The 25,445-nt window shown below is 67.3% G+C and carries 26 protein-coding genes and 1 pseudogene; 7 read left to right on the forward strand and 20 right to left on the reverse strand.

The window, feature by feature from the left end; translation table 11 throughout:
* Positions 1–18: 18 nt before the first annotated feature.
* The 4 genes from yddG to E3C22_RS00195 form a co-directional block, all read right to left on the reverse strand.
* Entirely contained in the window at positions 19–891 is an 873-nt protein-coding gene (yddG, locus tag E3C22_RS00180; protein WP_134759067.1) for an aromatic amino acid exporter YddG, read from the reverse strand.
* Between the two features lie 247 nt (positions 892–1,138).
* Positions 1,139–1,369 (reverse strand): YrhK family protein, encoded by a 231-nt coding sequence (locus tag E3C22_RS00185; RefSeq protein WP_134759069.1) that lies wholly within the window; start codon positions 1,367–1,369, stop codon positions 1,139–1,141.
* A 50-nt stretch (positions 1,370–1,419) separates the two neighbouring features.
* Positions 1,420–2,721 carry an MFS transporter gene (locus tag E3C22_RS00190; RefSeq protein WP_134759071.1) on the reverse strand — a complete coding sequence of 434 codons (1,302 nt, stop codon included), beginning with the start codon at positions 2,719–2,721 and terminating at the stop codon, positions 1,420–1,422.
* A 7-nt stretch (positions 2,722–2,728) separates the two neighbouring features.
* Positions 2,729–3,127 carry an acyl-CoA thioesterase gene (locus E3C22_RS00195; protein WP_134759073.1) on the reverse strand — a complete coding sequence of 133 codons (399 nt, stop codon included), beginning with the start codon at positions 3,125–3,127 and terminating at the stop codon, positions 2,729–2,731.
* Between the two features lie 226 nt (positions 3,128–3,353).
* Between E3C22_RS00195 and E3C22_RS00200 the strand changes: the two genes are divergently transcribed.
* Together E3C22_RS00200 and E3C22_RS00205 are read left to right on the forward strand one after the other, a co-directional pair.
* Positions 3,354–4,457: a CobW family GTP-binding protein gene (locus E3C22_RS00200; RefSeq protein WP_134759075.1), complete on the forward strand. Its 1,104-nt coding sequence runs from the start codon at positions 3,354–3,356 to the stop codon at positions 4,455–4,457.
* Positions 4,457–5,434: a WD40 repeat domain-containing protein gene (locus tag E3C22_RS00205; RefSeq protein ID WP_134759077.1), complete on the forward strand. Its 978-nt coding sequence runs from the start codon at positions 4,457–4,459 to the stop codon at positions 5,432–5,434. The genes E3C22_RS00200 and E3C22_RS00205 overlap by 1 nt, the downstream gene beginning before the upstream one ends.
* 638 nt (positions 5,435–6,072) lie before the next feature.
* On the opposite strand, the gene ccoS is transcribed toward E3C22_RS00205, so the two are convergent.
* The 4 genes from ccoS to ccoG are packed head-to-tail and all read right to left on the reverse strand — an operon-like array spanning position 6,073 to position 10,605.
* Positions 6,073–6,240, reverse strand: coding sequence for a cbb3-type cytochrome oxidase assembly protein CcoS (ccoS, locus tag E3C22_RS00210; RefSeq protein ID WP_134759080.1), 168 nt, complete (start codon positions 6,238–6,240; stop codon positions 6,073–6,075).
* Complete coding sequence (locus E3C22_RS00215) at positions 6,237–8,543, reverse strand: heavy metal translocating P-type ATPase (RefSeq protein ID WP_134759082.1); 2,307 nt, start codon at positions 8,541–8,543, stop codon at positions 6,237–6,239. Before E3C22_RS00215 ends, ccoS begins: the two co-directional genes overlap by 4 nt.
* Positions 8,544–8,554: 11 nt before the next feature.
* The gene (locus E3C22_RS00220) at positions 8,555–9,034 is read right to left on the reverse strand and encodes a FixH family protein (protein WP_134759084.1); all 480 of its coding nucleotides are present in this window, start codon (positions 9,032–9,034) and stop codon (positions 8,555–8,557) included.
* Positions 9,031–10,605 carry a cytochrome c oxidase accessory protein CcoG gene (gene ccoG / locus E3C22_RS00225; RefSeq protein WP_134759086.1) on the reverse strand — a complete coding sequence of 525 codons (1,575 nt, stop codon included), beginning with the start codon at positions 10,603–10,605 and terminating at the stop codon, positions 9,031–9,033. Before ccoG ends, E3C22_RS00220 begins: the two co-directional genes overlap by 4 nt.
* Positions 10,606–10,828: 223 nt before the next feature.
* Here ccoG and E3C22_RS00230 point away from each other — a divergent pair, with 223 nt between their 5' ends.
* Positions 10,829–11,191 (forward strand): type II toxin-antitoxin system RelE/ParE family toxin, encoded by a 363-nt coding sequence (locus E3C22_RS00230; protein ID WP_134760829.1) that lies wholly within the window; start codon positions 10,829–10,831, stop codon positions 11,189–11,191.
* A complete protein-coding gene (locus E3C22_RS00235; RefSeq protein WP_134759088.1) occupies positions 11,188–11,499 on the forward strand; it encodes a helix-turn-helix domain-containing protein in 312 nt (103 codons plus the stop codon). The genes E3C22_RS00230 and E3C22_RS00235 overlap by 4 nt, the downstream gene beginning before the upstream one ends.
* Positions 11,500–11,551: 52 nt before the next feature.
* Here the strand turns inward: E3C22_RS00235 and ccoP are convergent, their stop codons facing one another.
* From ccoP to ccoN, 4 genes are read right to left on the reverse strand one after another with little or no spacing between them, the layout of a single operon-like run.
* Positions 11,552–12,424, reverse strand: coding sequence for a cytochrome-c oxidase, cbb3-type subunit III (gene ccoP, locus E3C22_RS00240; protein WP_134759090.1), 873 nt, complete (start codon positions 12,422–12,424; stop codon positions 11,552–11,554).
* A gap of 3 nt (positions 12,425–12,427) precedes the next feature.
* On the reverse strand, positions 12,428–12,583 hold the full coding sequence (locus E3C22_RS00245; RefSeq protein WP_134759092.1) for a cbb3-type cytochrome c oxidase subunit 3: 156 nt from the start codon (positions 12,581–12,583) through the stop codon (positions 12,428–12,430).
* A 12-nt stretch (positions 12,584–12,595) separates the two neighbouring features.
* Positions 12,596–13,399 (reverse strand): cytochrome-c oxidase, cbb3-type subunit II, encoded by an 804-nt coding sequence (gene ccoO / locus E3C22_RS00250; RefSeq protein ID WP_134759094.1) that lies wholly within the window; start codon positions 13,397–13,399, stop codon positions 12,596–12,598.
* 10 nt (positions 13,400–13,409) lie between these two features.
* Entirely contained in the window at positions 13,410–15,071 is a 1,662-nt protein-coding gene (gene ccoN / locus E3C22_RS00255) for a cytochrome-c oxidase, cbb3-type subunit I (protein ID WP_134759096.1), read from the reverse strand.
* Positions 15,072–15,297: 226 nt separating this feature from the next.
* Here ccoN and E3C22_RS00260 point away from each other — a divergent pair, with 226 nt between their 5' ends.
* The 3 genes from E3C22_RS00260 (at position 15,298) to E3C22_RS00270 (ending at position 19,411) form a co-directional block, all read left to right on the forward strand.
* On the forward strand, positions 15,298–15,957 hold the full coding sequence (locus E3C22_RS00260) for a hemerythrin domain-containing protein (protein WP_134759098.1): 660 nt from the start codon (positions 15,298–15,300) through the stop codon (positions 15,955–15,957).
* 4 nt (positions 15,958–15,961) lie between these two features.
* On the forward strand, positions 15,962–17,338 hold the full coding sequence (hemN, locus tag E3C22_RS00265; RefSeq protein WP_134759099.1) for an oxygen-independent coproporphyrinogen III oxidase: 1,377 nt from the start codon (positions 15,962–15,964) through the stop codon (positions 17,336–17,338).
* A gap of 204 nt (positions 17,339–17,542) precedes the next feature.
* Entirely contained in the window at positions 17,543–19,411 is a 1,869-nt protein-coding gene (locus tag E3C22_RS00270; protein WP_134759101.1) for a DEAD/DEAH box helicase, read from the forward strand.
* A gap of 3 nt (positions 19,412–19,414) precedes the next feature.
* On the opposite strand, the gene E3C22_RS00275 is transcribed toward E3C22_RS00270, so the two are convergent.
* The 8 genes and pseudogenes from E3C22_RS00275 to E3C22_RS00305 all read right to left on the reverse strand — a co-directional run bounded on the left by E3C22_RS00275 (position 19,415) and on the right by E3C22_RS00305 (position 25,444).
* Positions 19,415–20,671, reverse strand: a complete 1,257-nt coding sequence (locus tag E3C22_RS00275) for an arsenic transporter (RefSeq protein ID WP_134759103.1) — start codon at positions 20,669–20,671, stop codon at positions 19,415–19,417.
* 7 nt (positions 20,672–20,678) lie between these two features.
* Positions 20,679–21,266: a protein-S-isoprenylcysteine O-methyltransferase gene (locus tag E3C22_RS00280; RefSeq protein ID WP_134759106.1), complete on the reverse strand. Its 588-nt coding sequence runs from the start codon at positions 21,264–21,266 to the stop codon at positions 20,679–20,681.
* Complete coding sequence (locus E3C22_RS00285) at positions 21,263–22,513, reverse strand: hypothetical protein (protein ID WP_134759107.1); 1,251 nt, start codon at positions 22,511–22,513, stop codon at positions 21,263–21,265. Before E3C22_RS00285 ends, E3C22_RS00280 begins: the two co-directional genes overlap by 4 nt.
* 134 nt (positions 22,514–22,647) lie before the next feature.
* On the reverse strand, positions 22,648–23,655 hold the full coding sequence (locus E3C22_RS00290; RefSeq protein ID WP_134759109.1) for an LLM class flavin-dependent oxidoreductase: 1,008 nt from the start codon (positions 23,653–23,655) through the stop codon (positions 22,648–22,650).
* Between the two features lie 147 nt (positions 23,656–23,802).
* Positions 23,803–24,843 carry a magnesium transporter CorA family protein gene (locus E3C22_RS00295; RefSeq protein ID WP_134759111.1) on the reverse strand — a complete coding sequence of 347 codons (1,041 nt, stop codon included), beginning with the start codon at positions 24,841–24,843 and terminating at the stop codon, positions 23,803–23,805.
* Positions 24,840–25,028 (reverse strand): annotated as a pseudogene (locus E3C22_RS24940) (type II toxin-antitoxin system death-on-curing family toxin); the annotation flags it as partial. The gene E3C22_RS00295 and the pseudogene E3C22_RS24940, both read right to left, overlap by 4 nt.
* Before the next feature lie 3 nt (positions 25,029–25,031).
* Positions 25,032–25,226 (reverse strand): Fic family protein, encoded by a 195-nt coding sequence (locus E3C22_RS24945; protein ID WP_425364944.1) that lies wholly within the window; start codon positions 25,224–25,226, stop codon positions 25,032–25,034.
* Positions 25,223–25,444 (reverse strand): AbrB/MazE/SpoVT family DNA-binding domain-containing protein, encoded by a 222-nt coding sequence (locus E3C22_RS00305; RefSeq protein WP_134759113.1) that lies wholly within the window; start codon positions 25,442–25,444, stop codon positions 25,223–25,225. The genes E3C22_RS24945 and E3C22_RS00305 overlap by 4 nt, the downstream gene beginning before the upstream one ends.
* Position 25,445 lies beyond the last annotated feature (1 nt).

Raw genomic sequence — 25,445 nt, forward strand, 5'->3', positions numbered from 1 at the left:
CCTGTCTCGGGGCGGCGGTCATGCCGCCCGGCGCGACAGCCTGCGGAACAGCGGCAGGGCGGCGAGCCCTGCGCCGAGAGTGATGAGAACGGCGGCGGCGGCGATCTCGAAGCGCATCTCCGCCTCGCCGGCCGCCACCAGCACCAGCGTCGACAAGAGCGGCGCGGCATAGCTTGCCGCGCCGATCAGCTGGATGTCGCCGTGCTTGACGCCGTAGTCCCAGACATAAAAGGCGCCGCCGACCGGGAGGAGGCCGAGCATCAGGACGGCGAGCCATTCCGTTGAAGAGCTTGGCCAGACCGTCGTCTCGAAGGCGAGATGGGCGAAAAGCGACAGCACCGCAGTGGCGAGGCAGAAGCCGGTGACGACGTCGCTCGGAACGTCGCCGAAGCGGCGCGAGAGAAGCGAATAGCTCGACCAGGTGAGGGCGCAGAGAATGGCGAGGCCGTAGCCCACCGCGTATCTCGGGTCGAGCGAGACGCCGCCGCCCCGCGTGACGATCAGCGCTGCGCCGCAGAGGCCGAGGATCGCGCCGAGGGCGTGGAACCAGCGCAGCCGCTCGCCTGGCAGCGAGGCGGAGCCGAGAACGATGAGCAGCGGCCAGAGATAGGCGATCAGGCTCGCTTCCGCCGCCGGGGCATTCCTCAGCGCGGCGAAATAGAGCGCGTGATAGCCGAACAGCCCGGCGACCCCGACGATCCAGACCGCCGGGCGCTGCCGGAAGACCCCGAGGCCGACGCCGCGAAGCTTCAGCATGACGAGACCGATGAGGCTGGCGATGGCGAAGCTCATCGCCGCGAGCTGGAAGGGCGGGACGTCGCCGCTGAGCGCGGTGAGCAGCGCCAGCAGCGCCCACATCAGGATGGCGGCAAAGCCGAGAAGCGTGCCCATGTCAGCTCTTGGGTGATGACTGCGATCTGTTCGCCGGCACTGGTCGCTAGCTTACTCCCCTCTGCCCTGCCGGGCATCGCCTCCGCAAGGGGGAGATCGATCTCGCACCGAGACTCGCGCCTCGTCGTCGGCCTCCGAGCTTGCGCAAGGGGTGTCGATTGAGCGGCGAGCCATCCGCTGCGTGATCTCCCCCCTTGCGGGGGAGATGCCGGCAGGCACGGGGGGCGCTGGCGCCCGCCTCACGGTCTCACGATCCGGCGCCGCGCTTCTCCCGCCTCTCGTAGAGCGATTTCGCCACTTCGCCGAGGGAGCCGAGAAACATCCCGAACGACCCGACGAGAAACAGCCAGACGCCGAGCGTGTAATAGGCATCGAACATCTTGAAGAACAGCACCGAGCCGACGACGAAGCAGAAATTGCCGGTGAGGCCGATACCGAGATGGATCCAGGAATAGTCGCGGACCAGCGTTTGCAGCATGAGGCGGAGATTCTCCGGTGATGAGAGGGTGAGCGGTGGTTTCTGGCGCGTCAGTCGACGAGGCTGACCGGCTCGTTCGAGAGCGTCGCGAAGTTGACGACCGCGACGAGACATGCCCCGGCGACGAGGCCGAGTGCAAGGCCGTAGCCGCCGATCAGCCACAGGAGAGAGCCGAGAAACGGCGAGAGCGCCGTCGCGCCGGTGTAGACACGGGCCATGCGGCCGCTGATCGCGCCGAAATTCGTTCCGCCGAGCGCCTCGCGCAGCATGACCGGCCGCATGATGCTGACCGTGCCGTAGCCGCTCCCATGGAGGACGACGAAGCCGACGACGAGGACGGGGACAGCAAACGTGCCGAGGAGGCAGAGCGAGCCGACGGTCACGGCGATGCAGCTCGCCAGGGTGACGATGCGGTTCGAGACCAGCCGCTCGACACCGAGCATACCGAGACGGCCGACCACCTGCATCGGCCCGATCCCCGCCGCCGCGGTGACGGCGAGCCCTTCGTCGATATGGGCACTTTCCAGGATCGGCAGCAGGTGATTGAGCATCAGCCCGTGGGCGCCGCCGATGATCGCAAAGCCCGCCGTCAGCCGCCAGAACCGCCGTCGGTGGGCTGGTGTCCAGGCCTGCGCCTGCGGTCTTGCCGCCGGCTCTGGCGCGGCAACACTTGTCGTGGTCGTGGTCGTGGTCGTGGTCGTGGTCGCGGTCGTGGCCGTAGCCGGGGCCGCGGCTGGCGGCGGCATTTCGGCCCGCTCTTCCTCGACCGCCCCGAGGCGCGAGGTCCCGAACCACAGGAGCGGCAGGCCGACGAACAGCGCCAGTCCCCCCATCGTCTGGCAGGCGAGGCGCCAGCCGCCGATCTCGGCGATCCAGTGGGTCAGCGGGAAGGCCACCGTGCCGGCAAAGCCCGCGACCAGCGTCACCGCGGTGATCGCCGGCTTGGCGCGGCGGCCGAGCGCCCGGGTAAGGACGGCGAAGCACGGCTCGTAGAGCGCTCCGGCGACGGGAATGCCGAGGGCGAGCCAGAAGAGGCAGAAGAGGGGCAGGCTGGTGGTGAAGGACACCGCGAAGAGCAGCCCGGCGCCGAAGGCCGCCGCGCCGGTCATCAGCTGCGGTCCGAGGCCGCGGTCGATCAGCCGCCCGGCCAGCGGCGCGAGGATCGCCGAAAGCAGGATGGTGCCGGCGAAGGCCGCCGTCAGCAGCGTCTTCTCCCAGCCCTCGTCGCTTTCCCAGCGCGAGATGAGCGCCGGGAATGTGTAGTAGAAGGCGGCCCAGACGATCGTCTCGCCGGCCGCGAGGGCGGCGATCGGAAGACGCTTCGGGCCGGCCGCTGTGGCTGGCTCGTTCACCGTCGGATCAGTCGAGCGTCTCGGACGGGATCGCCGCGGGGCGGCCGTCGTCGTCGATGGCCACCATCACGAAGGTGCCCTCAGTCACCTTCGCCTCGACGCGGGACGTGCGCCGCTGGGTCCAGGCCTCGATGGCGAGGGTAATCGAGGTTCGGCCGACCTTTTCGATCATCGTGTAGACGCAGAGCGTGTCGCCGATCTTCACCGGTTTCTTGAAGACGAGGGCGTTGATCGCCACCGTCGCGACTCGGCCGCGGGCCCGTTCGGCGGCGCGGATACCGGCAGCAAGGTCCATCTGCGAGACGACCCAGCCGCCGAAGATGTCGCCATTGGCATTGGCGTCCGCCGGCATCGCCGGAATGCGAACGGTGAGTTCGCCCCTCGGCTGTTCGTCGCTCTCGTCCATCGCCGCCGTTCCTCTTTCGCGATGCGCAGAATCGGGGAAGGCCCCGATCGGTCGGCGTCATAGGAAGGCGAGGCGGGCAGGATGGCAAGTCCGCCACCGCCTGCGAATGGCGCCGTGTCGGCCAAGCCGCGCGCCGCCGGGAACAATGTCCCCCGTGCAATCTCGATTTTGCGGGATTATATCCGGGCAACGCCATGACCTTCACGGCTTCAACGAGGAGACATCGATGTCCGAGACGCAAGCCGCGCCGATTCCCGTCACCGTTCTCACGGGCTATCTCGGCTCCGGCAAGACGACGCTGCTCAACCGCATTCTCTCGGAGGACCACGGGCGCAAATATGCCGTCATCGTCAACGAGTTCGGCGAGATCGGCATCGACAACGACCTCATCGTCGAGAGCGACGAGGAGATCTACGAGATGAACAATGGCTGTGTCTGCTGCACGGTGCGCGGCGATCTCGTGCGCGTCGTCGAGGGGCTGACGCGTCGCAAGGGCCGCTTCGACGCGATCGTCGTCGAGACCACCGGCCTTGCCGATCCCGTGCCGGTCGCGCAGACCTTCTTCATGGACGAGGACGTTCGGGCGAAGACCCAGCTCGACGCCGTCGTCGCGCTGGTCGACGCCAAGCACCTGCCGCTGCGGCTGAAGGACAGCCGCGAGGCCGAGGACCAGATTGCCTTCGCCGATGTCGTGCTCCTCAACAAGACCGACCTCGTCAGCGCCGATGAACTCGCCGCCGTCGAGGCGACGGTTCGGGCGATCAATCCGCATGCCGTCATCCACCGCACGGAGCGGGCCGGCGTCGACCTGAAGAAGGTGCTCGGCCAGAGCGCCTTCGACCTCAAGCGCGTTCTCGACGACGATCCGGACTTTCTGGAAGAGGCGGCCCATGCCCATGACGATCATGTCTGCGGGCCGGACTGCGACCACGATCATGACCACCATGGCCATCATCACGACCACGGGCATCACCATCATGACCATGATCATGCGCACGGCGCCTCGCCGATCCATGACGTGACGGTGACCTCGATTTCCCTGAGGGGCGGCCCGCTCGATCCGAAGAAGTTCTTCCCCTGGATCCAGGCGCTGACCCAGGAGCAGGGTCCGAACATCCTGCGGCTGAAGGGCATCATCGCCTTCGACGACGATCCGGACCGCTATGTCGTTCAGGGCGTCCACATGATCATCGAGGGCGACCACCAGCGGCCCTGGCGGGCCGGCGAGGCAAAACTCAGCCGCCTGGTCTTTATCGGCCGCAACCTCGACGCCGAAGAACTCGAGGCGGGGTTCGCCGCCTGTGCCGCGAAGGCGAAGGCCCCCGCCTGATGCCTTCGATTGCCGCCTACGAATTTTCCGATTTCGTCGAAACCGCATGCTTCTTGAACGATCGGCCGGCCTTCGCGCTGGCCGACGGCACGCTGCGCCTGCCGGCCGGCGGCGAGAAGGCCCTGACGCTGCATGAAGGCGGGCTGCTGTCGGCCGTCTATGACGGTTTCGGCCGGCGGCTCCTCAGCGGCGGCGAGGACGGCCGCGTCGTCGCGACCGCCGACGGCGAGAGCGCCGAGGAGCTGGCGAGCATCGGCCGCAAGTGGATTTCTGCCGTCGCAGGCGGGCCGAACGGTGCGGTCGGCTTTGCGTCCGGCCGCAGCGCCTATGTCCTCGCGGCGAAGTCGCCGCTGAAGGAACTGCCTCATCCGCGCACCGTCGAGGGTCTCGCCTTTTCGCCGAAGGGGCTGCGCATCGCGACGGCCCACTACGACGGGGCGTCGCTGTTCTTCCCGGCGACCGATGCCGTGCCGACGATGCTCGGCTGGAAGGGCGCCCATCTCGACGCGACCTTCTCCCCGGACGGCCGCTTCCTCGTCACCGCCATGCAGGAAAACGCCCTTCATGGCTGGCGGGTCGAGGACGGCAAGCACATGCGCATGACCGGCTATCCGTCCAAGGTGAAGGACTGGTCGTGGTCCGCCAAGGGCAGGTTTCTCGCCACCTCGGGCGCCCCTGCGGCGATCCTCTGGCCGTTCTCCGGCAAGGAGGGACCGATGGGCAAGGCGCCGCTGGAACTCGGCACGAGAGGCGATTCGATGGTCACTGCCGTCGCCTGCCACCCGGCCGAGGACATGCTGGCGATCGGTTATGCAGACGGCATGATCCTCGCCGTGCGCTTTGCCGATTCGAAGGAAGCGCTGATCCGCCGCGGCGGCGCCTCGCCGGTCCGCACCATGGCCTGGGACGGCAAGGGCCGGCTGCTGGCCTTCGGCGCGGAGGACGGCGAGGCCGGCGTTGTCGACATCGCGGGGTGAGGGGACCGCGCCGGGTTGGTTCGATTGTGGCGACTGCCGGGATAAAGGCGATGCTCGACGTCCCTCGCCCTTCGAGGCTCGCCTCGCTTCGCGCGGCTCGCACCTCAGGATGAGGGACTTTGGATAGGCCTTGCGTTTCCTCGATTGTCGCAGATGGAGGCTTCCTCCTGATCGTTTTGGCTGGATAGCGCATCTCAAAACAGCAGATCACCGTCGGAGCCGCGTCGGTTGAAAGGCGCACCGCGCCATAGCCGCACCTCATCCTGAGGCGCGAGCGCAGCGAGCCTCGAAGGGCGAGGGGCGCTCCGCCAATCGCTGCAGTCTCTTTGCTGGCCATCGACATTGGGCAGATCTGACGGTTTCAATGGAGCCTGCCGTCCCTCGCCCTTCGAGGCTCACCTCGCGTCGCTCGGCTCGCACCTCAGGATTAGGGACTTTGGAGACGCCTTGCGTTCCTCGATTGTCGCATATGGGCGCTTCCTCCTGATCGTTTTGGCTGGATAGCGCATCGCATCAAAGCAGCAGATCACCGTCGGAGCCGCGTCGGTTGAAAGGCGCACCGCGCCACAGTCGCCCCTCATCATGAGGTGCGAGCGGAGCGAGCCTCGAAGGGCGAGGGGCGCCGCTGCCATGCGAGATCAGAGCTCCGATGACCGTTTCGGCCCGTCCTCCTCATCCTCAAGCACCCGCCAGGCGGCACCGTCGATGTCGTCATACTGGCCGCTCTTCAGCGACCAGAGGAAGGCCAGGAGGCCGAGCAGCCCGAGAAACAGCGCGGCCGGTATGAGGAAGAGGAGGGCGCTCAAGCGGTCGCCTCCAGATGCTGCGGGCGACGGGCGCTCTCCGTCTGCGTCGCGGCCGACGCCGGCGCGGTCCCGCCGAGCGATCCGCGCGCGAGGCGCAGGCTGTTGGCGACGACGAGGATCGAGGACGCCGACATGGCGATGGCGGCGACCAGCGGCGTGACGAACCCCGCCATCGCCAGCGGCACGGCGACGAGGTTGTAGACAATCGCCAGGGCGAAGTTGGTCTGCACCAGGCGCTTCGCCCGTCTTGCCACGGCGAGCGCGAAGGGAACCGCGGTGAGGCTGTCGCGGGTAAAGACGAAGTCCGCCGCCAGCCGGCCGGCGTCGCAGGCGGAAGCCGGGGCCATCGACACGTCGCCTGCCGCAAGGCTCGGCGCGTCGTTCAGCCCGTCGCCGATCATCAGCACCCGGTGATGTTTCGCCTGCAGCTCGCGGATGCGGGCGATCTTCTCCTCGGGCCGGCAGCCCGAGCGGTGCCGCCCGATCGACAGGGCCGCCGCAACCCGGGCGACGGGCCCCTCGGCATCACCCGACAGAAGCTCGACCGGCAGGCCCGCCGCCGCGAGGCCCGAAGCCGCCTCCACCGCACCCTCGCGCAGCGTCTCGTGAAGCTCGAATATCGTGGCGGGGCCATTCTCGAAGGCGAAGGCGACGCCGCCGGCATCTCCGGTCGTCCGGTCCCCGGCGGCGATCTCCGCGACCCAGGCGGGTCGGCCAAGCCTTGTCCGCCGGCCGCCGACCAGCGCCTCGACGCCGACGCCGGGAATTTCCCGCACAGCCTCGATTGCCGGTTCGGTGCCGGCCGAAAGCCCGGCATGGATCGCCCGGGCGGCGGGATGGCTCGACCGTGCCGCAAGGGCCCGCGCCGCGCCGCGCGCCTCTTCGTCGGCATCCGTCCGGGCGAGCGCCGGCGTGCCGGTGGTCAGGGTGCCGGTCTTGTCGAACACCACCGTGTCGATCTCGGCGAGCCGCTCCAGCGCCGAGCCGTCCTTCATCAGGATCCCGGCGGAGAAGAGCCGCGATGCCCCGACGACATGGACGACCGGCACTGCGAGCCCGAGGGCGCAGGGGCAGGTGACGATAAGGACGGCGATCGCGATGGTGATGGCGTGGTACCAGTCGCCGCCCGAGAGGAAGAGCCAGGCGAGGAAGGTCACTGCGGCAGCGAGATGGACCGCGGGGGCGTAGAGCCGCGCCATCCGGTCGGCAACCCGCACATAGGCGCCGCGTCCTACTTCTGCCGCCTCCATCATCGCCATGATCTCGGCGAGGAAGCTTTCCTTCGCATTGCTCAGCGCCTCGACGTCGAGAGGCCCGGAGAGGTTCAGGACGCCTGCCTCGACCCGCATCCCGGCAGAGGCGTCCAACGGCTCGCTCTCGCCGGTGACGAGGGAGCGGTCGAGGGTGCTTTCTCCCGCAACGATGCGCGCATCGACGGGCATCCGCTCGCCGGCGGAGACGCGGAGCCGCATGCCGGGCTCGACCTCGTCGATCGGCACATGCACCGGCGCCCCGTCGACGATGCGGGTGGCGCCCTTGGCGGCGAGACGCGCGATGCCGAGGACGGCGCTTCTCGCGCGCTCGCGCATCAGCTCGTCGAGATAACGCCCGACCAGCAGGAAGAAGGTCAGCGTCACCACCGCGTCGAAATAGGCCTCGGCGCCGCCCGAAAGGCTCTCGACAATGCTCATGCCGAGGGCGAGAAGAAGGGCGAGGGAGATCGGCACGTCCATGTTCAGCCGGCCGGCCCTCAGGGCACCGAAGGCCGAGCGGAAGAACACCTGGCCCGAAAAGGCGACCGCCGGAATGGCGATCAGCGCGGAGATCAGGTGGAAGAGGTCGCGCGTCGCATCGTCGGCGCCGGCCCAGACCGAAACCGAGAGGAGCATGACATTGGCCGCGGCAAAGCCGGCGATCCCGAGCGCCGTCAGCAGCTTTGCCGACTGCCTGCCGCGCGCCAGCTCGTCGAGGTCGCCGAGATCGACGGGCGTTGCCGGATAGCCGAGGCGGGCGAGCGTCTCGGCGATGGGGAGGGGCGGGACGTCGGTCGTCGAGAGCACCACCGTCACCCGGCGAAGCGTCAGATTGACCCGTACCGAGTCGACGCCGGCTAGCGGCTTCAGCGCGTCCTCGATCGCGGCGATGCAGGCGCCACAGTGGACGTCAGGGACGGCGAAGACATAGGTGACGCTGCCGTCCCTGCCGACGCGGCCGGCATGGCGCAGTTCTTCGCCGCGCAGGTCCGCCGCGACGACGCGCTCCTCGGCCTCCGCCAGATCAAGCGCCGGGCTGCAGCAGCTCATCTCAGGCTCCCCTAACGCACGCTGAAGCGGACGGCGCGGTGCCAGGGCGCGAGCCCGTCCTTGTCGATCGTCACTCGCGCCTCCCACCGCCCGGCGGTCAGCGCAGTTGCCCCTTCATAGGCGCCGCCTGCCGGGGACAGGGTGAATGTACGATCGAAATTGGCGTTGACCGGATGGCCAATCGTCACCGTCACGGCCGCCCCCTCAATCGGCCGGCCGGCGGCGTCGCGCAAATGCAGGCGGAAGCGTCCGTCGAGATAGCTCGTGTCCACCCTCCAGCCGCGGGCGATTTCACGCTCGCGGACCGCGGTGTCGGTATCGAAGGTCTGGCTGGCGACGTAGCTGTTCGAGACGACAAGCCCGCTCCACGTCGTCTCGGCGTACCAGGCCATGGTGACGTTCACCGAGATCACCGTTCCGAAGAACGCCACCATGATGATTGCCATGTGCCGGCCGGTGAATTCGCGGGTGGCGCGGCCTTCTGCGCTCATCTGGCTTTCTCCGGGGCCTCGAAGGCGGCGTCGTAGACGGCGCGTTCGGAACTGCTCATGTCGTCGAGGACGAAGCGGAAGTCGGTCGTCCCCGGTTTGATCTCGCCGGCGGGCTGAACGACGAAGAATTTCAGCGTCCGCAGCCGGTCGGGATCGACCTTGACCGCGAAGCTGCGGCCGTCCGGCTGGTCGAGATCCTCGGAAAACATCGTCGCGCCCGGCAGTCCTTCGAGCGACAGGCGGAATTCGCGCGGCTCGGGGATCATGTTGAGGAGCTTGACGGTATAGCCGTTGCGGATCGAGCCGTCGCTGAGCGTGACGAAGACCGGATTACGGTCGCGCTGGACGTTGAGCTCCAGCCGCTCGCGGGACATCAGCGCGACCAGGAGGCCGATGCCGATCGCCGTCCAGAGGCCGGCATAGATCAGCGTGCGTGGCCGCAGGAAGACGCGCCAGTCGAAATGCTTCAGGGCGGTGACGAAGCGGCCTTCGGTATCGCGCACCCGGCCCGGCTCGATCGCGCCGGTGACCGGGTTCGTCGCGAGCGCCATATTGGCGTCGTAGTCCTTCAGCGTCGCATAGGAGATCAGGCCGCGCTCGCGGCCGATCTTGTCCATCACACCGTCGCAGGCGTCGATGCAGAGCGCGCAGGTGATGCAGGCCATCTGCTGGCCGTCGCGGATGTCGATGCCCATCGGGCAGACGGCGACGCAGGCGTTGCAGTCGACACAGTCGCCCGCCGCAATCCCTGCCGCCTTGGCTCGCCTCGCGCCACGGCTGCGCGGCTCGCCGCGCCAGTCGTTATAGGTGACGACGAGGGAGTCCTCGTCGAGCATCGCCGCCTGAATGCGCGGCCAAGGGCACATATAGATGCACACCTGCTCGCGCATGAAACCGCCGAAGACGTAGGTTGTAGCGGTGAGGATGCCGACGGTCGAATAGGCGACGAAGGGCGCATCGCCCTCGAGAAAGTCCTGCAGAAGGGTTGGCGCGTCGGCGAAATAGAAGATCCAGGCGCCGCCGGTCGCCACTGCAATGACGATCCATGTCGCATGTTTCATGACGCGCTTGCGGATCTTGTCGAAGCTCCAGGGCGCCTTGTCGAGCCTGATCCGGGCGTTGCGGTCGCCTTCGAAGAAACGCTCGACCACCAGAAAGAGATCGGTCCAGACGGTCTGCGGGCAGGTGTAGCCGCACCAGGCGCGGCCGACCACGGACGTCACCAGAAACAGCCCGACCCCGGCCATGACGAGAAGCCCGGCGACGAAGATGAACTCCTGCGGCCAGATCTCGATGAAGAAGAAGTAGAAGCGTCGATGCGCGAGATCGACGAGCACCGCCTGGTCCGGCGCGAAGGGGCCGCGGTCCCAGCGCAGCCAGGGGGTGACGTAATAGATGCCGAGGGTGACCGCCATGATGATCCATTTCAGCCGGCGGAAGCTTCCCTCGGCGCGCTTGGGGTGGATCTTCTCGCGCTTGGCATAGAGTGGCTGGGTCTGCTGGCGCACCGGCGCATTGACGGGCACGACGTCGATGCGGTGGATGTCAGGGCTGTCCGGGCGATTAAGCATGAATGGGTCTCGGCATTGTACCCGTTGATACGGGCGACAGCCGAGCTCCTAGACCGCAGGGGAGCGGTCGTCCTTGATCGAGGTCAAGTGGAGCGATGCCCACTCTCCGTCGTGGCTCTACCGTCCGAAGCCTCAGACTGATCTCGGCGGGTGTGGCACCGCAGCCAGGGCAGAGAGTCGTTCGTCCTTGACAGGCTATGCAACTTACGCAGTCATGGACCGGATGCATACGGTTTGCCAGACTCCTGCATTTGACCGGGCCGCACGCGACGCAGGAATGAGCGAAGCCGAGATCGAGAGGCTCGTCGTCTTCCTGTCGGCAAATCCCGACGCCGGGGTTGAAATGCAGGGTACGGGCGGATGCCGCAAACTGCGCGTTGCGGGGCGTGGCAAAGGCAAGAGCGGCGGCTACCGGACGATCACCTTTTATTCTGGTGACGACATGCCCGTCTTCCTCATTACCGTCTTCTCGAAAGGCGAGCGGGCCAATCTGACGGCAAAAGAGCGGAACGCGCTCAAGTCGCTATCCGCGGCGTTGGTAGATGATTATGGCGAACGGTCCCGTAAGACAGGTGGGGTGAGATGAGCAAGAAGGCTTTCGACAAGATCGCAGAGGGTCTCGGCGAGGCGATCGCGATTTCGAAGGGAGAGATGAACCCGGCGAGGCTTTACGTCCCCGATGATATCGACGTTCGAAACCTGCGTATGCGTCTTGCGATGAGCCAAGACGATTTCGCATCGGCGTTCGGCTTCACAATCAATCAGATTCGTGAATGGGAACAGGGCCGAGCGCGCCCCATCGGGGGCGTGCGCGCCTATCTGTTCCTGATCGAGCGCGATCCGGAGAGCGTGCTGGCGCTGCTTCGGCAAAAGGACCCACGCGAAGCCGCCTGAAGGGGTAGCGCGGCTCTCGCGAGACTAGGCGAGAGCCGTCGCGGATGCGCCGCTACTCGCCACCGCCCAGGCTGTGCACGTAGACCGTCAGCTCCTTCACCGTCGTCTCGCCCAACCGCTCGCCCCAGGCCGGCATCACCCCGTGGCGCGGTGCGGTGACTTGGGCGACGATGTCGGCCTTCGAGCTGCCATAGAGCCAGATCGCATCGTTGAGCCGCGGCGCGCCGATCTCGTGCATGCCTTCGCCCTTCTCGCCGTGGCAGGCCGCGCAGTTGTCGGCAAAGATCGCCTGTCCCTTCTCGACCGCCGCCTCGTCGCCGCTCCTGCCGCCGAGCGAAAGGACGTATTCCGCGACGTCGCCGATCTGCGTCCGGTCGAGGACGCCGTCCCGTCCGAAGGCCGGCATTTCCGAGATCCGCGTGTCGTCGTCGGTGGCGTAGCGGATGCCGTGTTCCAGCGTCGTGTGGATGGCGTCGAGCGAACCGCCCCACAGCCATGAATCGTCGTTGAGGTTGGGGTAGCCGGGCCCGCCTTCCGCGCCGGAGCCATGGCACTGGACGCAGTTGACCTTGAAGGCTGCCTTGCCGGCGGCAATGGCCGTCGGCCGAAGCTCCGGGTTCGCGGCGATTTCCTCGACGCCGAGCGAAGCGATCTCATCCAGCTTGCCGGCATTCGCGGCCTTGGCCTCCTCGATCGACGCCTCCAGCTGGCCGCGGCTCGACCAGCCGAGAAGCCCGCCGGTCGCCGAGTTGATCATCGGCCAGGCCGGATAGAGCACCGTGTAGACCAGCGCGAAGGCGATACAGCCGTAGAAGGTCCACAGCCACCAGCGCGGCAGCGGGTTGTTGAGTTCCTTGATGCCGTCCCAGGAGTGGCCCGTGGTCTCGACACCGGTGATCTGATCGACGTCCCTGGTCTCGGCCATGGGTCAGTCCTCCTTGAGGGGGATGGCGGCGGCATCGTCGGCCGCCTGGCGGGCGCCGGGGCGCAGCACGAAGCCGACTACGCCGAGGAAGAAGAGGGCCATCGCAAGCAGCCCCCAGGAATCGGCGAATGCGCGCATGGCGTGATAGTCGAAGTCCATCTGCGTCGCCTCCTAGCGCTGGTTTTCCTGCGGCTCGTAGGCCGAGAAATCGACCAGCGTGCCGAGCATCTGCAGATAGGCGACGAGGGCGTCCATCTCGGTCAGGCGCTGGGGATTGCCGTCGAAATCGGCGACCACCGCCTTCGGATAGCGGGCGAGCAGCCCCGAAGTGTCGCCGTCCGGATCGACCTGCGCCCTCAGATCGGCGGCGGCGTTCTCGACCATCTCGTCGCTGTAGGGCACGCCGACGTCGCGATTGGCCGCGAGGTGGCCGGCCGGATCCTTCATGTCGAGATCTGCCTGCATCAGGAAGCCGTAGGACGGCATGATCGATTCCGGCACGACAGAGCGCGGCTCGATCAGGTGCTGCACCTGCCATTCGTCGGAGTAGCGGCCGCCGACCCTGGCGAGATCCGGGCCGGTGCGCTTGGAGCCCCACTGGAACGGATGATCGAACATCGATTCCGCCGCCAGCGAATAGTGGCCGTAGCGCTCGGTCTCGTCCCGGAACGGGCGGATCATCTGGCTGTGGCAGTTGTAGCAGCCTTCGCGGATGTAGATGTTGCGCCCGGCGAGCTCGAGCGGCGAGTAGGGCCGCATCCCCTCCACCTTCTCGATGGTGTTCTGCAGGTAGAAGAGCGGGGCGATCTCGACGATGCCGCCGATCGTCACCACCAGGAACGACAGGACGAGGAGCAATGTGACGTTGCGCTCGATCTTGCCGTGATGGGCGAGGATGCCGCGGGCGACGGGGTCGGCCTTCAATTCGGGCCGCGCGCCGTCGAGGGCGGGATTGGAGTTGCTGGATTGGGTCATCGGTCGATCCTCACTCCGCCGGCTGCAGGGCGCTGCCCATCGGCACCTCCCGGCGGATTTCGCCGCGGATGGTCTTGTAGACGTTGAAGGCCATGATCAGAGCGCCCGCGAGGTACATCACCCCGCCCAGCATGCGCATCACATAGTAGGGATGCATGGCCGCGACGGTCTCGGCGAAGGAGTAGACGAGGTAGCCGTCCTCCCCGTATTCCCGCCACATCAGGCCCTGCATGATGCCCGACACCCACATGACCGCGGCGTAGACGACGATGCCGAGCGTCGCGAGCCAGAAGTGCCAGTTGACGAGGCGCAGCGAGTAGAGCCGCTCGCGCTGCCAGAGCTTCGGCGTCAGGTGGTAGACCGCCCCGAAGGAGATCATGCCGACCCAGCCGAGCGCGCCGGAATGGACGTGGCCGATGGTCCAGTCGGTGTAGTGGCTGAGCGAATTCACCGACTTGATCGACATCATCGGACCCTCGAAGGTCGACATGCCGTAGAAGGCGACCGACATCACCATCATCCGCAGCACCGGATCGGTCCTGAGCTTGTCCCAGGCGCCGGAGAGCGTCATCAGGCCGTTGATCATGCCGCCCCAGGAGGGCATCCACAGCATGATCGAGAACACCATGCCGAGGGTCTGCGCCCAGTCGGGCAGGGCGGTGTAGTGGAGGTGGTGCGGGCCGGCCCAGATGTAGAGGAAGATCAGCGCCCAGAAGTGGATGATCGACAGCCGGTAGGAATAGACCGGCCGGTTCGCCTGCTTCGGGATGAAGTAGTACATCATGCCGAGGAAGCCGGCGGTCAGGAAGAAGCCGACGGCGTTATGGCCGTACCACCACTGGGTCAGCGCATCCTGGACACCGGAGAAGGCCGAGTAGCTCTTGGCGCCGAGAAACGACACCGGCATCGACAGGTTGTTGACCACGTGCAGCATCGCGATGGTCACGATGAAGCTCAGATAGAACCAGTTGGCGACGTAGATGTGCGGTTCGCGGCGCTTCACCAGCGTACCGAGGAAGACCGCCAGATAGGCGACCCAGACGACGGTCAGCCACAGGTCGACATACCATTCCGGCTCGGCATATTCCCGCCCCTCGGTGATGCCGAGGAGATAGCCGGTCGCCGCCATGACGATGAACAGCTGGTAGCCCCAGAAGACGAACCAGGCGAGGTTGCCGCCCCACAGCCGCGCCCGGCAGGTGCGCTGCACGACATGGAAGGAGGTGGCGAGAAGGGCGTTGCCGCCGAAGGCGAAGATCACCGCCGAGGTGTGCAGCGGCCGCAGCCGGCCGAAATTGAACCAGGGCTGGATGTTGAGGTCCGGCCAGGCGAGCTGCGAGGCGATGACGACGCCAACGAGCAGGCCGACGACGGCCCAGAACACCGTGGCGACGACGCCGTAGCGCACCACCTCGTCCAGATAGGCGACGGTGGTGCCCTCGCTCGCCGCGGTGGCACCGGCAGCGGCCTTGCCGCTGCCGTCGGCCCTCAGCGGGATCATCTTGTCGCCGGAAAAGTCGATCCGGCGCATCAGGACGATCGTCGCCAGCGCCAGCACGATGAACAGCACATAGGCGTGCTGGCGGAATGGCTCGTCGGCGGCAAAGCCGGCGCCAAGAAGCGCCAGAAACGCGGCCAGACCGACGAGCATCGTCTCGGTCGTATATTTCATGGATTTGCCACCCTCCGTCGGTCGGGCCCCGGCGCCCCGCGGCTGTGCCGGACGCGCCCTGGACGAGGGTTCAACTGCCAGTTCGTCGGGCGAGGCGCTTTGACATAGGTCAAGGCGTCCGGTCGCCGGCGTGGCGACAAATGACGGTACGCATCCTCGCTATCGGAGCCGTTCCGCGATGTTTGAGCCGAGATTCCCGTCGCCGCGTTCTTCCCGACGTCGAGCCATGGACGACAAAGGCGAACACGTCGTCGTCATGCTGCCTCTGCCCGTGGCGGTGGAGCGCGGCGCGTCGGCTGCGGTGGAGCGCGCCGAGCGCCTCGGCGCGGCTCTCGGCCGTATCAAAGCCGTCATGCAGCCGGCAGTCCTGGCCGAGCTTCGCCGGGAGCTCGCCGTCCAGCGCCGGCTCTGCGATTCGCTCGAGGCAATTGCCGACGCCCTGCCGGACAATCTCGACCACCAGCATACGCTGCATGTCGCCCGCTCGATCGGATCGATCGTGCGGCGTGCCCACGCCTTCGAGGAGACGACGATCTTTCCGCTGCTCGACCGCAGCTTCAGGAACCGGCCGCAGCTCGCGGCGACGCTCGAACGGCTGCATTTCGAGCACTGGGAGGACGAGAGCTTCGCCGAGGAGCTGGCCGAAAAGCTCATCGACTACGTCAAGGCCGCCGCCGCAAGGCCCGGGCCGCTGGCGCCCCGCTGCGCGGCCTCGGTGCCGCGGGTCGGAGTCTTCGGAACGATCGTGAGCGGCCCGCTGTCGATCTCGGCCGATCCGGTCGCCGAGGCCCTCGGCTACATGCTGCGCGGTTTCTTCGAGGGGCTGCGCCGGCACATCGCCTTCGAGGAGGAGCATCTCCTTCCGCTTCTCGGAGAGATCGGGTGAGACCATGACCGCCATCAACGCCGCGACGATCGACCACGACGCCGTCCTCGCGCGATACGGGGCGGAGGTGCCCCGTTATACGAGCTACCCGACGGCGCCGCATTTTGCCGCTGACAGCGCCGGGTCGCTCGCCGCCGAACTTCAAGGCGGCCTCGATCCGCAGATGCCGGCTTCGGTCTATCTGCACATTCCGTTCTGCGACCGGCTCTGCTGGTTCTGCGGCTGCCACACCAAGCAGACCCGCCGCTACGACCCCGTCGCCGCCTATGTCGGTTCGCTGGTTCTTGAGATCGCCGCCTTCCGCCGCAGCCTGGGCTTTGCGCCGCGGCTCGGCGCGCTGCATCTCGGCGGCGGTTCGCCAAGCTTCCTGACGGGGGAGGATCTGGCGCGGATTTCCGAGGCGCTGCACGAGGCGTTCGACTTTGTGTCCGGCGCCGAGATCAGCGTCGAGATCGACCCGTCCGACGTCACCGCCGAGACCCTGGCCGGCCTCAGGCAACTCGAAATGACCAGAGCCTCGATCGGCGTCCAGGACTTCGATCCCGCCGTGCAGGCGGCGATCAACCGGCCGCAGAGCTTCGAGCAGACCCGCGACGTCATCGCCGAGCTGCGCTCGTCCGGGCTCGTCTCCGTCAATGTCGACGTGCTCTACGGCCTGCCGCTGCAGACGCCGGAACGGCTGGACGCGACGGTCGATCAGGTGATCGCGCTGCAGCCGGAGCGCGTGGCGCTGTTCGGCTATGCCCATGTGCCGCACGCCAGGAAGCACCAGACGATGATCCGCGAGGAGGACCTGCCGTGCCGCAAGGCGCGGCTGGCCGATGCCGAGCGCGCGTCGAGCAGCTTCCGTCTCGCGGGATACGAGGCGATCGGCATCGACCATTTCGCCCGGCACGGCGATCCCCTCGCCAAGGCAGCCCGCTCCGGCGGGCTGCACCGGAATTTTCAGGGCTATACCGCCGATCCGCACGAAACGCTGATCGGCTTCGGCGCCTCGGCGATATCGAGTTTTCCCGGCGGCTATATCCAGAACACCGTGCCGACCGGGCTCTACCGCGACCAGGTCGATCGCGGCGAGGTGCCGGCCGCCCGCGGCTATCGGCTGACCCTCGACGACCGCATCCGCGGCGCGATGATCGAGCGGCTGATGTGCGACTTTGCGATCGGCTTCGACGATCTCACGGCGCGTTTCGGCCTTGCCGCCGCGCCCTATGTCCGCGATGCGCAGCGACTGGCCGCGAGCGATACGCACGGCATGACCCGCATTTCCGGTCGCCGCTTCGTCATCAAGCCGGAGGCGCGCTCGCTCACACGCGTCGTCGCCTCCTGGTTCGACGCTCATCTCTTCAGCGCCGAGGCGCGCTATTCGAAGGCTGTTTGAGCCATCGTCCTGCGGCCGCAGGACGCATTTCTTTTCGGCAGGGCGCCATCGGGGCGAGAGGGCGCCGCCGGCCGTACCGTGGCCGGCTGCTGCCGTGATGCGATGCAATTTGAAGCTGGCGCCCCGCTGTGGCATAGGAGCGGCGGGCGGGCATCCCGATGAGAGGGTAGCCGCACTGGCTCGCCGCCCTTTCCGAGGATATTCATGCCGTTTCGCACGACCATCGCCCCGCTCGTCCGGGCTCTCTTAGAGCGTGGCTACGAGGAGCCGACGCCTGTTCAGGACGCGGTCCTGGAGGAAGGCACGGAGAGCCGCGACCTGCTGGTTTCGGCCCAGACCGGCTCGGGCAAGACCATCGCCTACGGGCTCGCGATCGCGACGACGCTGCTCGGTGAAAGCGAAAGGTTTGCGCCTGAGGCCATGCCGGCGGCGCTGATCGTCGCGCCGACCCGCGAACTGGCGATCCAGGTGACGAGCGAGCTTTCCTGGCTCTACGCCCAGACCGGGGCCGAGATCGTCACCTGTGTCGGCGGGATGGACCCCCGCGCCGAGCGCCGCAGGCTCGACCGCGGCGCCCACATCGTCGTCGGAACGCCGGGACGGCTGCGCGATCACCTGGAGCGCGGGGCGCTGAAGATCGGCGCGCTGAAGGCGCTGGTTCTCGACGAGGCCGACGAGATGCTCAATCTCGGTTTCCGCGAGGATCTGGAGTTCCTGCTCGAGGCGACGCCGGCGGAACGGCGTACGCTGCTGTTCTCCGCCACATTGCCGAAGACCATCATGGCGATGGCGCGCCAGTATCAGCGCGGCGCCCTGCGCATCGAGGTCGCCAAGGGCACGGCCGGCCATGCCGACATCGAATACCGGGCGATCCGCATCGCGCCGAACGAGGTCGAGCACGCCATCGTCAACGTCCTGCGCGAGGCCGAGTCGCCGAGCGCCATCGTCTTCTGCAACACCCGCGAGTCGGTCCGCCATCTCTCCTCCGGCCTGATCGAGCGGGGCTTTGCCGCCGTGACGCTGTCCGGCGAGCTCGGCCAGGCGGAACGGAACCAGGCGATGCAGGCGCTGCGCGACGGCCGGGCGCGGGTGTGCGTCGCGACCGACGTCGCGGCGCGGGGCATCGACCTGCCGAGCCTCGGCCTCGTCATCCATGCGGAACTGCCGAGCGACGCCGAAACCCTGCAGCACCGGTCGGGCCGCACCGGCCGGGCGGGCAGGAAGGGCGTCTCGGCGCTGCTGGTGCCAATCTCCCGGCGCCGCAAGGCCGAGCGTCTGCTTGCCGAAGCCAATCTTCGCGCCGTCTGGTCCGGAGCGCCGTCGGCCGAGACGATCCGCCGGCTCGACGAGGATCGGCTCCTGTCGGATCCGCTTCTCACCGAGCCGGCCGGAGACGAGGATCTCGCCGTGGCGCGGCGACTTCTGGAAAACCGCAGCGCCGAGGATCTCGCGGCGGCGCTGGCGCGGCTTTACCGCGCCCGGCTGCCGGCGCCCGAGGACGTCTTCGACCCGGGCTTCGGGCCGGACCCGAAGGCCGGCAAGGACTTCGCCGGCAAGGGCCGGAAGGGCGGCGAGGGCGAGCGGGCGGCGAGGGAGCATGTGCGCGGCGGCCCGGTGGTCTGGTTCCACATGGATGTCGGCCGGCGCAACAATGCCGATCCGAAGTGGCTGCTGCCGCTGATCTGCCGGCGCGGCAAGATCACCCGCCAGGAGATCGGGGCGATCAAGATCTACGATCGCGAGACGAAGTTCGAAATCGCCGAGAGCGTTGCGAAGAAGTTCGCGAGCACTGCCGAGGTCAGCGACGGCGACGACATCACCATCAGCCTTGCCGACGGGCCGGCCGGCGACGCGCCGCCGCGTGGCAAGTTCGGCAAGGGAAAGCCGGGGGGGAAACCGGGCGGAAAGGGCGGCAAGCCGTTTGCGGGCGGCGGCAGGCCGGAGAATTTCGACCAGCCGCGCGGCAAGAAGCCGGCACACCGCAAGGGTGCCAAGCCAGGAAGCGCCGGGACCTCGTCACCGGCCGGAGCGCCACAGGGCAAACCGCGCAAGGAGCGCCGGCCGAAGGGCTGAGCCTCACAGCATCGTCGCGAGCAAGGCCAGCGCCAGCGCCGGCAGCGTGACAATGATGCCGACCTTGAGAAACGGCAGCGCGCCGTAGGCGATGCCCTCGCGCCGCAGGGCGATGAGCCACAGGATCGTCGCCAGCGAGCCGGTGACCGAAATGTTCGGGCCGAGGTCGATGCCGATCAGGATCGCGTCGGTCACATGCGGCGGCGCATCGGCCGCCGCCACGACGCCGCCGGAAACGAGGCCGAGCGGCAGGTTGTTGGTAAGGTTGGTCAGCACCGCGACGACACCTCCGACGACCGGCGCGGCGAGCGCCCCCGTCTCCTGAACGGTGGCCTGCAGAGCCGCAACGAGCGCGGCTTCGAGTCCGATCCCATCGAGTGCCCGGACGATGACGAAAAGCCCTGCGACGAGGACGAGGGTCGACCAGGAGACGCCCGAAAGCGCGGGAAACGGGCTGCGCCTTTCGGCGAGCGTCACGAAGGCGAGCGTAGCGGCGCCCGCCATCGCCGTCGGCAGGCCGAGTTCGGTGCCGAGCGCCGAGGCGGTCAGTAGCGCAGCGACCGCCAGGATCAGCCCGATCGCGGCGATCCGCCCGCCGCGCGAAAGCCGCGGCGTTGCGGCCGGCTGCACGATCGCAGTGCCGAGAGATTTCCGCGTGATCAGGAACAGCGCGCCATAGGTGGCGAGGATCGCCGCGAGCGAGGGCAGGGCGAAACGGGCGAGCCACGCGCCGAGCGGCGGGATCGCCTCGCCGAAGACGACGATGTTCGCAGGATTGGAGATCGGCAGGACGAAGGAGGCGGCGTTGGCGACGAAGGCGCAGGCGAGGAGATAGGGGATCGGATCCTTCACCTTGGCAGCGCGGGCAACAGCGATGACCGCGGGCGTCAGGACGACCGCCGTCGCGTCGTTGGAGAGGAACACCGTCACCGCCGTTCCGACCAGATAGACCAGCGCGAAGAGCCTCTGCGGCGAGCCTTTTGCCGCTCCTGCCGCGCGGGCGGCGAGATAGTCGAACAGGCCCTCGCGCCGGGCGATTTCGGCCAGCAGCATCATCCCGGCGAGAAAGAGGTAGACGTCTGTGCCGGCCGCGATGCCTTGCAGGGCGTCTGCCGGCGAAAGCAGCTGCAGCGCCACAAGGAGCGCCGCACCGGCAGTCGCGAAGACCCATTCCGACCAGCCGAAGGGCCGCAGGATGACGCCGCCGACGGCAAGGGTGGAAATGACGCCCGTTGCGGCGACGGCGACGGGTGGGCTCAAGGCTGCCTCAGTAGATGCCGGGGATCAGCCGCGCCGTGCGGCTGCGGTAGTCGCGCCAGGCTTCGCCGAAGGTCTCTTCCATCATCGCCTCTTCCGGCCCGATGCGCAGGAAGAACAGCGTGCCGAAGCCGACGAGCCCGGCCAGCCCGGCGACGAGATTGGGCAGAAGCAGCGCCTGTGCGAGAGCCATCGTCCAGAACGCGGAGTACATCGGGTGGCGGACGTGCCGGTAGATGCCACTGGTGACGAGTTCGTGCTTCTCGCGGATGTCGAGAGAGACCGACCACATCCTGCCGAGCGCCTTGTGGGTGAGGCGGAAGAGGACGAGCGCGACGATCAGGGCGATCATGCCGAGGCCGGTCTGGAAAGGCGAGGGGACGTAGCTCGCAAAGCGCGGCAAGCCGGTCGCGACGAAGATGCCGGGAATGATGCCGAGGCCTGAGAGCGAGATCAGCATGCGCACCGTCTCGGCCCGGCCGCGCCGTGTCGCCGCGACGCGGCGGCGTTTTGCGCGACGCTCGAACGGGTAGCGGATGACGTACCAGCCGACGATCAACAGCACCCAGCAGATCTTGCCGACGAGGACCGTGCTCATGCCGGGCTTCCCTCTGCCGGCGCGGTGACTGAGATATCCTTCGGCGGTTCGGGAAGCGCCTTCAGCGGCGGCCGGTCGATGCTCGCCTCATAGGCGAGGTCGCCAATCGGATGCGGTCCCGTCAGAAGCATGTGGAAGGAATAGGGCGCCCGTCTCTCGACCGGCAGGACGAACTGCCTGTGCAGGCGGAAGAAGTCGCGCTTGATGCGCTTGTAGGTCTCGGGCTTCACCAGCTTGCGGAAATGCACCCGGACGACACGGGGCGTCCGGCCCGTCTCGATGCCGAGGGAGGTGGCGGGGTTCGACTTGTAGAAGTTGATCGGGTCGGAAAGGCCCTGGCAGTCCGTCCAGGGCACGAGCCTCTCGGTGACAAGCCGCCGCACGGCTCTCCGTTCGTCGCTCGCGGCCGGATGCAGTGCTGTCTTCATCAAGCTGGAGCCGACGGTGAGGACATGCGGCTGCAGTCCGGCGAGGGCGGGGCGCTGCAGCGCCTCGTCGAGGGCGAGGACGGCCATGACCGCACCAAGGCTGTGGGCGGCGACGACGAGTTCGGTGCCCTTGTCCGATGCCCCTTCGCCGAGGTGCGCGGCCAGTTGTTCGGCCTGCAGCAGGATGCGGCTGCGGATCGCCGGGTTGCGGTCACGGCAGATGTCCCGCGCCATTGCCCAGTCGTCGAGGGCGGTAAAGATGTGCAGACGGCGAGCGGCGAGGAAGATCAGTCCGGCAAAGACCGCAAGGCCCGCGGTAAGGCCAACGAGCGTCGCGGCGAGGCTGCCGAGCCCTCCTGCGAGACCGGCCAGCAAGACCCCGGCGAACGATCCGAACAGCAGGGCGGCGACGAGAATGGCGATCGGGAAGAGGTAGAAGAGGCCATAGCGCCAGCTGACACGGAAATAGCGGAACACCGTGCCGGAAAAGAGAAAGTCGGCAAGGGCGAGATAGCCGGTAAGAAAGCGCCGGTAGAACGGCCGCGCCGCATAGGCGAGGATCAGGTCGCCCCAGTCGAAGAAGACGATCTCGGTGTCGGTGCGCCAGGGCCGGTTGCCCGCCGCTGCCCCGCCGAGCCGCAGTTTCAGGCGCGGAAACAGCCCGTCCGGCCCGCTGCTGCTGTCCGGCTCCTCGACCGCGATGGCGAGGTCCCAAAGCGCCGCCGCGCTTTCCGCGCCCCGGCGAAAGCGCCGGATATGGGCGTCGGCGCGCATCGGCTCGAAACCGGGAAAGAGGCAGACGAGCCGGCGCGTGATCATGCTTCCTCCCTTTCAAGCGCATTCATGCTTCGGGGAGGAGGCTGTAGCGCAGTCGGGCGGCGAGCAAAAGCCATCGGCCGGCGATCGCCTGCGGCATCCGCGTGATTTTTCCGGCGTTTGGCGGCGATGCCGCGTCAGGCGGCCTGCCGCGCCTCGTTGACCCGTCGCATCGCTTCGGCGGCGATGGCGAAGGACTTCAGCCGCGCGGCGTGGTCGTGGATCTGCCCGGTGAGGATCATCTCGTCCGGCTGATAGTGCTCGACGAGGGCCTGCAACTCCCGCCGGACCTTTTCCGGCGAACCGACGGCTGACACCGCCAGCGCCTGGTCGAGCATCGACCGCCCGGCCGGATCGAGGTTCTCGAGATAGCCCTCGACGGGCCGGGGCAGCTTGCCGGGCTGGCCGGTGCGCAGCTTGACGAAGGCCTGTTCCATCGAGCTCTTGAGATAGGCGCCTTCGGCGTCCGTATCCGCGGCAAAGACATTGGCCGCCAGGACGAAATAGGGGTGCGGATGGCGCTCCGACGGTCGGTAGGTCTCGCGATAGACCTCGACCGCCTGGTCGAGCGCGGCCGGCGCGAAATGCGAGGCAAAGGCATAGGGAAGCCCGAGATGGGCGGCGAGCTGCGCGCCGTAGAGGCTCGATCCAAGGATGAACACCGGAACGCGGGTGCCTTCGCCGGGGATCGCCCGAAGCTTCTGGCCGTCTTCCGCCGGCTCGAAATAGACCATCAGTTCGAGGACATCCTGAGGGAAGCTGTCGCTGGATTCGAGGCTGCGCCGCAGCGCTCTTGTGGTCATCATGTCGGTTCCCGGCGCCCGGCCGAGGCCGAGATCGATCCGATCCGGATAGAGCGTCGCCAGCGTGCCGAACTGCTCGGCGATGACCAGTGGCGCATGGTTCGGCAGCATCACGCCACCGGCGCCGACGCGGATCGTCCTCGTCAGGCCCGCGACATAGGCGAGGGCCACCGCCGTCGCGGCACTGGCGATGCCGGGCATGTTGTGGTGCTCGGCCATCCAGAACCGCTTGTAGCCGAGTTCCTCGGCATGGCGGGCGAGCTCGCCGGAGTTCTTCAGGGCGTCGGCTGCGGTAAAGCCGTCCGGGACGGGCGACAGGTCGAGGACGGAAAAGGCGGGCATTGTGTGGCTCCGGTGTCCGATGAACGGTCAGGCTTTCTGACATGGTCCCGGTCGGGGTCGGTGAAAAGCCCCGTCAGCGAGGCTGACCGCTGCGTTCACGAAGACGAATGCCTCGCCACCCCGCCGGGCGAGGCCGGCCAAAGGCGTTCAGAGCCAGTTCTTGTAGCGGAAATAGACCAGGGGAACGACGGCCGAGATCACCATCAGCGCCAGCGCGTAAGGATAGCCGAAGGACCAGCCGAGCTCCGGCATGTTCTGGAAGTTCATGCCGTAGACGGAGGCGACCAGCGTCGGCGGTAGGAAGGCGACGGCGGCGACCGAGAAGATCTTGATGATGGCGTTCTGCTCGATCGAGATCATGCCGACCGTCGTGTCGAGCAGGAAGGTGGTCTTGTTGGAGAGAAACGAGACGAAATCGTTGAGCGAATGGATGTCGCGGGCCATCACCTTCACCCGCGCCTTGCCGTCCTTCATGCCGTTGCCCTTCTTGCGGTCGAGGGCCAGTTGCAGGAAGGGAAGGAGCCGGTCGAGCGTCGCGAGACTCTCGCGGACTCGCGAGGTCAGGTCGCCGGCCGCGCCGATCCGCTGCAAGAGCTTCTTGAAGTCCGCCGTGCCGGTCGGCTTCTTCTTCGCCGAGGAGGAGAAGATGTCGTCGCCGATGCGGTCGAGATCGGCGGAGATCAGCTCCAGAAGGTCGGCGACGCGGTCGACCACCGTCTCCAAAAGGCCGACCAAAAGCTGCTCCGCCGTCGGCGGCTTGCCGGCCGCGCGGGCGATCTCGCCCGGCTCGGCGTTCTCCTGATGCGGCGGCAGCACGGCCGGATCGCGGCAGAGTTTCGCGACGAAGATCTTGAAGCTCTTCGGCTCGCTGTAGCGCACGGTGACGAGCCGGCCGCGGGCGAGCATGAAGGTCACCGGGGCGAAGGCCGGCGCGCCGTTCTGGACGCCGTGGACGACGCTCGCGGTCATCACGTCGGCGCCGTCCTCCGAATAGAGCCGGCTCGACACCTCGATTTCGCTCATCTCCTCGCGGGTCGGGATGGCGATGGCGCAGAGTGCCTCGACGGCGGCGACCTCGTCCGGCGTCGGCGATGCGAGATCCACCCAGATCGCATTCGATGGCAGGTCGCCCGGGCCGGCCGTGTCGTGGACGACCTTCGTCCCGTCGAAGCTGTAGGTCTCGATCATCCGCTCACTTTCGAATGCTGTCTCAGCCAGTCGCCGATCGCCGGCTCTTCGATGATGCCTGCAGCCACACCCATCACCAACTCGTATACGCCGGCGTTGCTGGCCACGATTTCGATCCCGTTGATGTCGAGAAACACATAGCAGGCAAGAAACGCGGTCCGCTTGTTGCCGTCATGGAAGGGATGGCTTCAGGCAAGCGCGAACAGTTGGCTTGCGGCAAGCTCGAAAATATCCGCCTCGCCGTAGGCGAACTTGTTTTGTGGGCGGGCAAGCGCGGCTTCGAGGGCGTTTTCGTCTCTCAATCCCGCCAGACCGCCATGCTCGGCGATCTGCTCATCGTGCATTGCCTCAATCGCGGCGCGACTGAGCCACGCAAAGCTCATTTCGAAAGCTCTTTCAGGGCAGCCCGGTATTTGGCCATGGCCTTTCGCGCAGAAGTCATCTGCTCTTCGAAGGATCCATGTTTCGGCACCAGGGTCATGCCGTCGGCGTGACTGATAATCTCGATCTCGTCTCCTGCCTTCAGATGCAGGGCGTCGAGAACGTCCTTCGGGATGATTACGCCCGCTTCGCTGCCGAATTTCCGAATGACGGTTGCCATC

Source organism: Jiella endophytica, assembly GCF_004519335.1.
Lineage (GTDB): Bacteria > Pseudomonadota > Alphaproteobacteria > Rhizobiales > Rhizobiaceae > Jiella > Jiella endophytica.

Coding starts and splice junctions, on each gene's coding strand:
- ccoO (WP_134759094.1), bottom strand. CDS start 13,399: ATGACCCAATCCAGCAACTCCAATCCCGCCCTCGACGGCGCGCGGCCC.
- E3C22_RS00200 (WP_134759075.1), top strand. CDS start 3,354: ATGTCCGAGACGCAAGCCGCGCCGATTCCCGTCACCGTTCTCACGGGC.
- ccoN (WP_134759096.1), bottom strand. CDS start 15,071: ATGAAATATACGACCGAGACGATGCTCGTCGGTCTGGCCGCGTTTCTG.
- E3C22_RS00195 (WP_134759073.1), bottom strand. CDS start 3,127: ATGGACGAGAGCGACGAACAGCCGAGGGGCGAACTCACCGTTCGCATT.
- E3C22_RS00305 (WP_134759113.1), bottom strand. CDS start 25,444: ATGGCAACCGTCATTCGGAAATTCGGCAGCGAAGCGGGCGTAATCATC.
- E3C22_RS00260 (WP_134759098.1), top strand. CDS start 15,298: ATGGACGACAAAGGCGAACACGTCGTCGTCATGCTGCCTCTGCCCGTG.
- yddG (WP_134759067.1), bottom strand. CDS start 891: ATGGGCACGCTTCTCGGCTTTGCCGCCATCCTGATGTGGGCGCTGCTG.
- E3C22_RS00270 (WP_134759101.1), top strand. CDS start 17,543: ATGCCGTTTCGCACGACCATCGCCCCGCTCGTCCGGGCTCTCTTAGAG.
- E3C22_RS00245 (WP_134759092.1), bottom strand. CDS start 12,583: ATGGACTTCGACTATCACGCCATGCGCGCATTCGCCGATTCCTGGGGG.
- E3C22_RS00290 (WP_134759109.1), bottom strand. CDS start 23,655: ATGCCCGCCTTTTCCGTCCTCGACCTGTCGCCCGTCCCGGACGGCTTT.
- E3C22_RS00295 (WP_134759111.1), bottom strand. CDS start 24,843: ATGATCGAGACCTACAGCTTCGACGGGACGAAGGTCGTCCACGACACG.
- E3C22_RS00235 (WP_134759088.1), top strand. CDS start 11,188: ATGAGCAAGAAGGCTTTCGACAAGATCGCAGAGGGTCTCGGCGAGGCG.
- E3C22_RS00205 (WP_134759077.1), top strand. CDS start 4,457: ATGCCTTCGATTGCCGCCTACGAATTTTCCGATTTCGTCGAAACCGCA.
- ccoG (WP_134759086.1), bottom strand. CDS start 10,605: ATGCTTAATCGCCCGGACAGCCCTGACATCCACCGCATCGACGTCGTG.
- E3C22_RS00280 (WP_134759106.1), bottom strand. CDS start 21,266: ATGAGCACGGTCCTCGTCGGCAAGATCTGCTGGGTGCTGTTGATCGTC.
- E3C22_RS00230 (WP_134760829.1), top strand. CDS start 10,829: ATGCATACGGTTTGCCAGACTCCTGCATTTGACCGGGCCGCACGCGAC.
- E3C22_RS00220 (WP_134759084.1), bottom strand. CDS start 9,034: ATGAGCGCAGAAGGCCGCGCCACCCGCGAATTCACCGGCCGGCACATG.
- ccoP (WP_134759090.1), bottom strand. CDS start 12,424: ATGGCCGAGACCAGGGACGTCGATCAGATCACCGGTGTCGAGACCACG.
- E3C22_RS24945 (WP_425364944.1), bottom strand. CDS start 25,226: ATGAGCTTTGCGTGGCTCAGTCGCGCCGCGATTGAGGCAATGCACGAT.
- E3C22_RS00185 (WP_134759069.1), bottom strand. CDS start 1,369: ATGCTGCAAACGCTGGTCCGCGACTATTCCTGGATCCATCTCGGTATC.
- hemN (WP_134759099.1), top strand. CDS start 15,962: ATGACCGCCATCAACGCCGCGACGATCGACCACGACGCCGTCCTCGCG.
- E3C22_RS00215 (WP_134759082.1), bottom strand. CDS start 8,543: ATGAGCTGCTGCAGCCCGGCGCTTGATCTGGCGGAGGCCGAGGAGCGC.
- E3C22_RS00285 (WP_134759107.1), bottom strand. CDS start 22,513: ATGATCACGCGCCGGCTCGTCTGCCTCTTTCCCGGTTTCGAGCCGATG.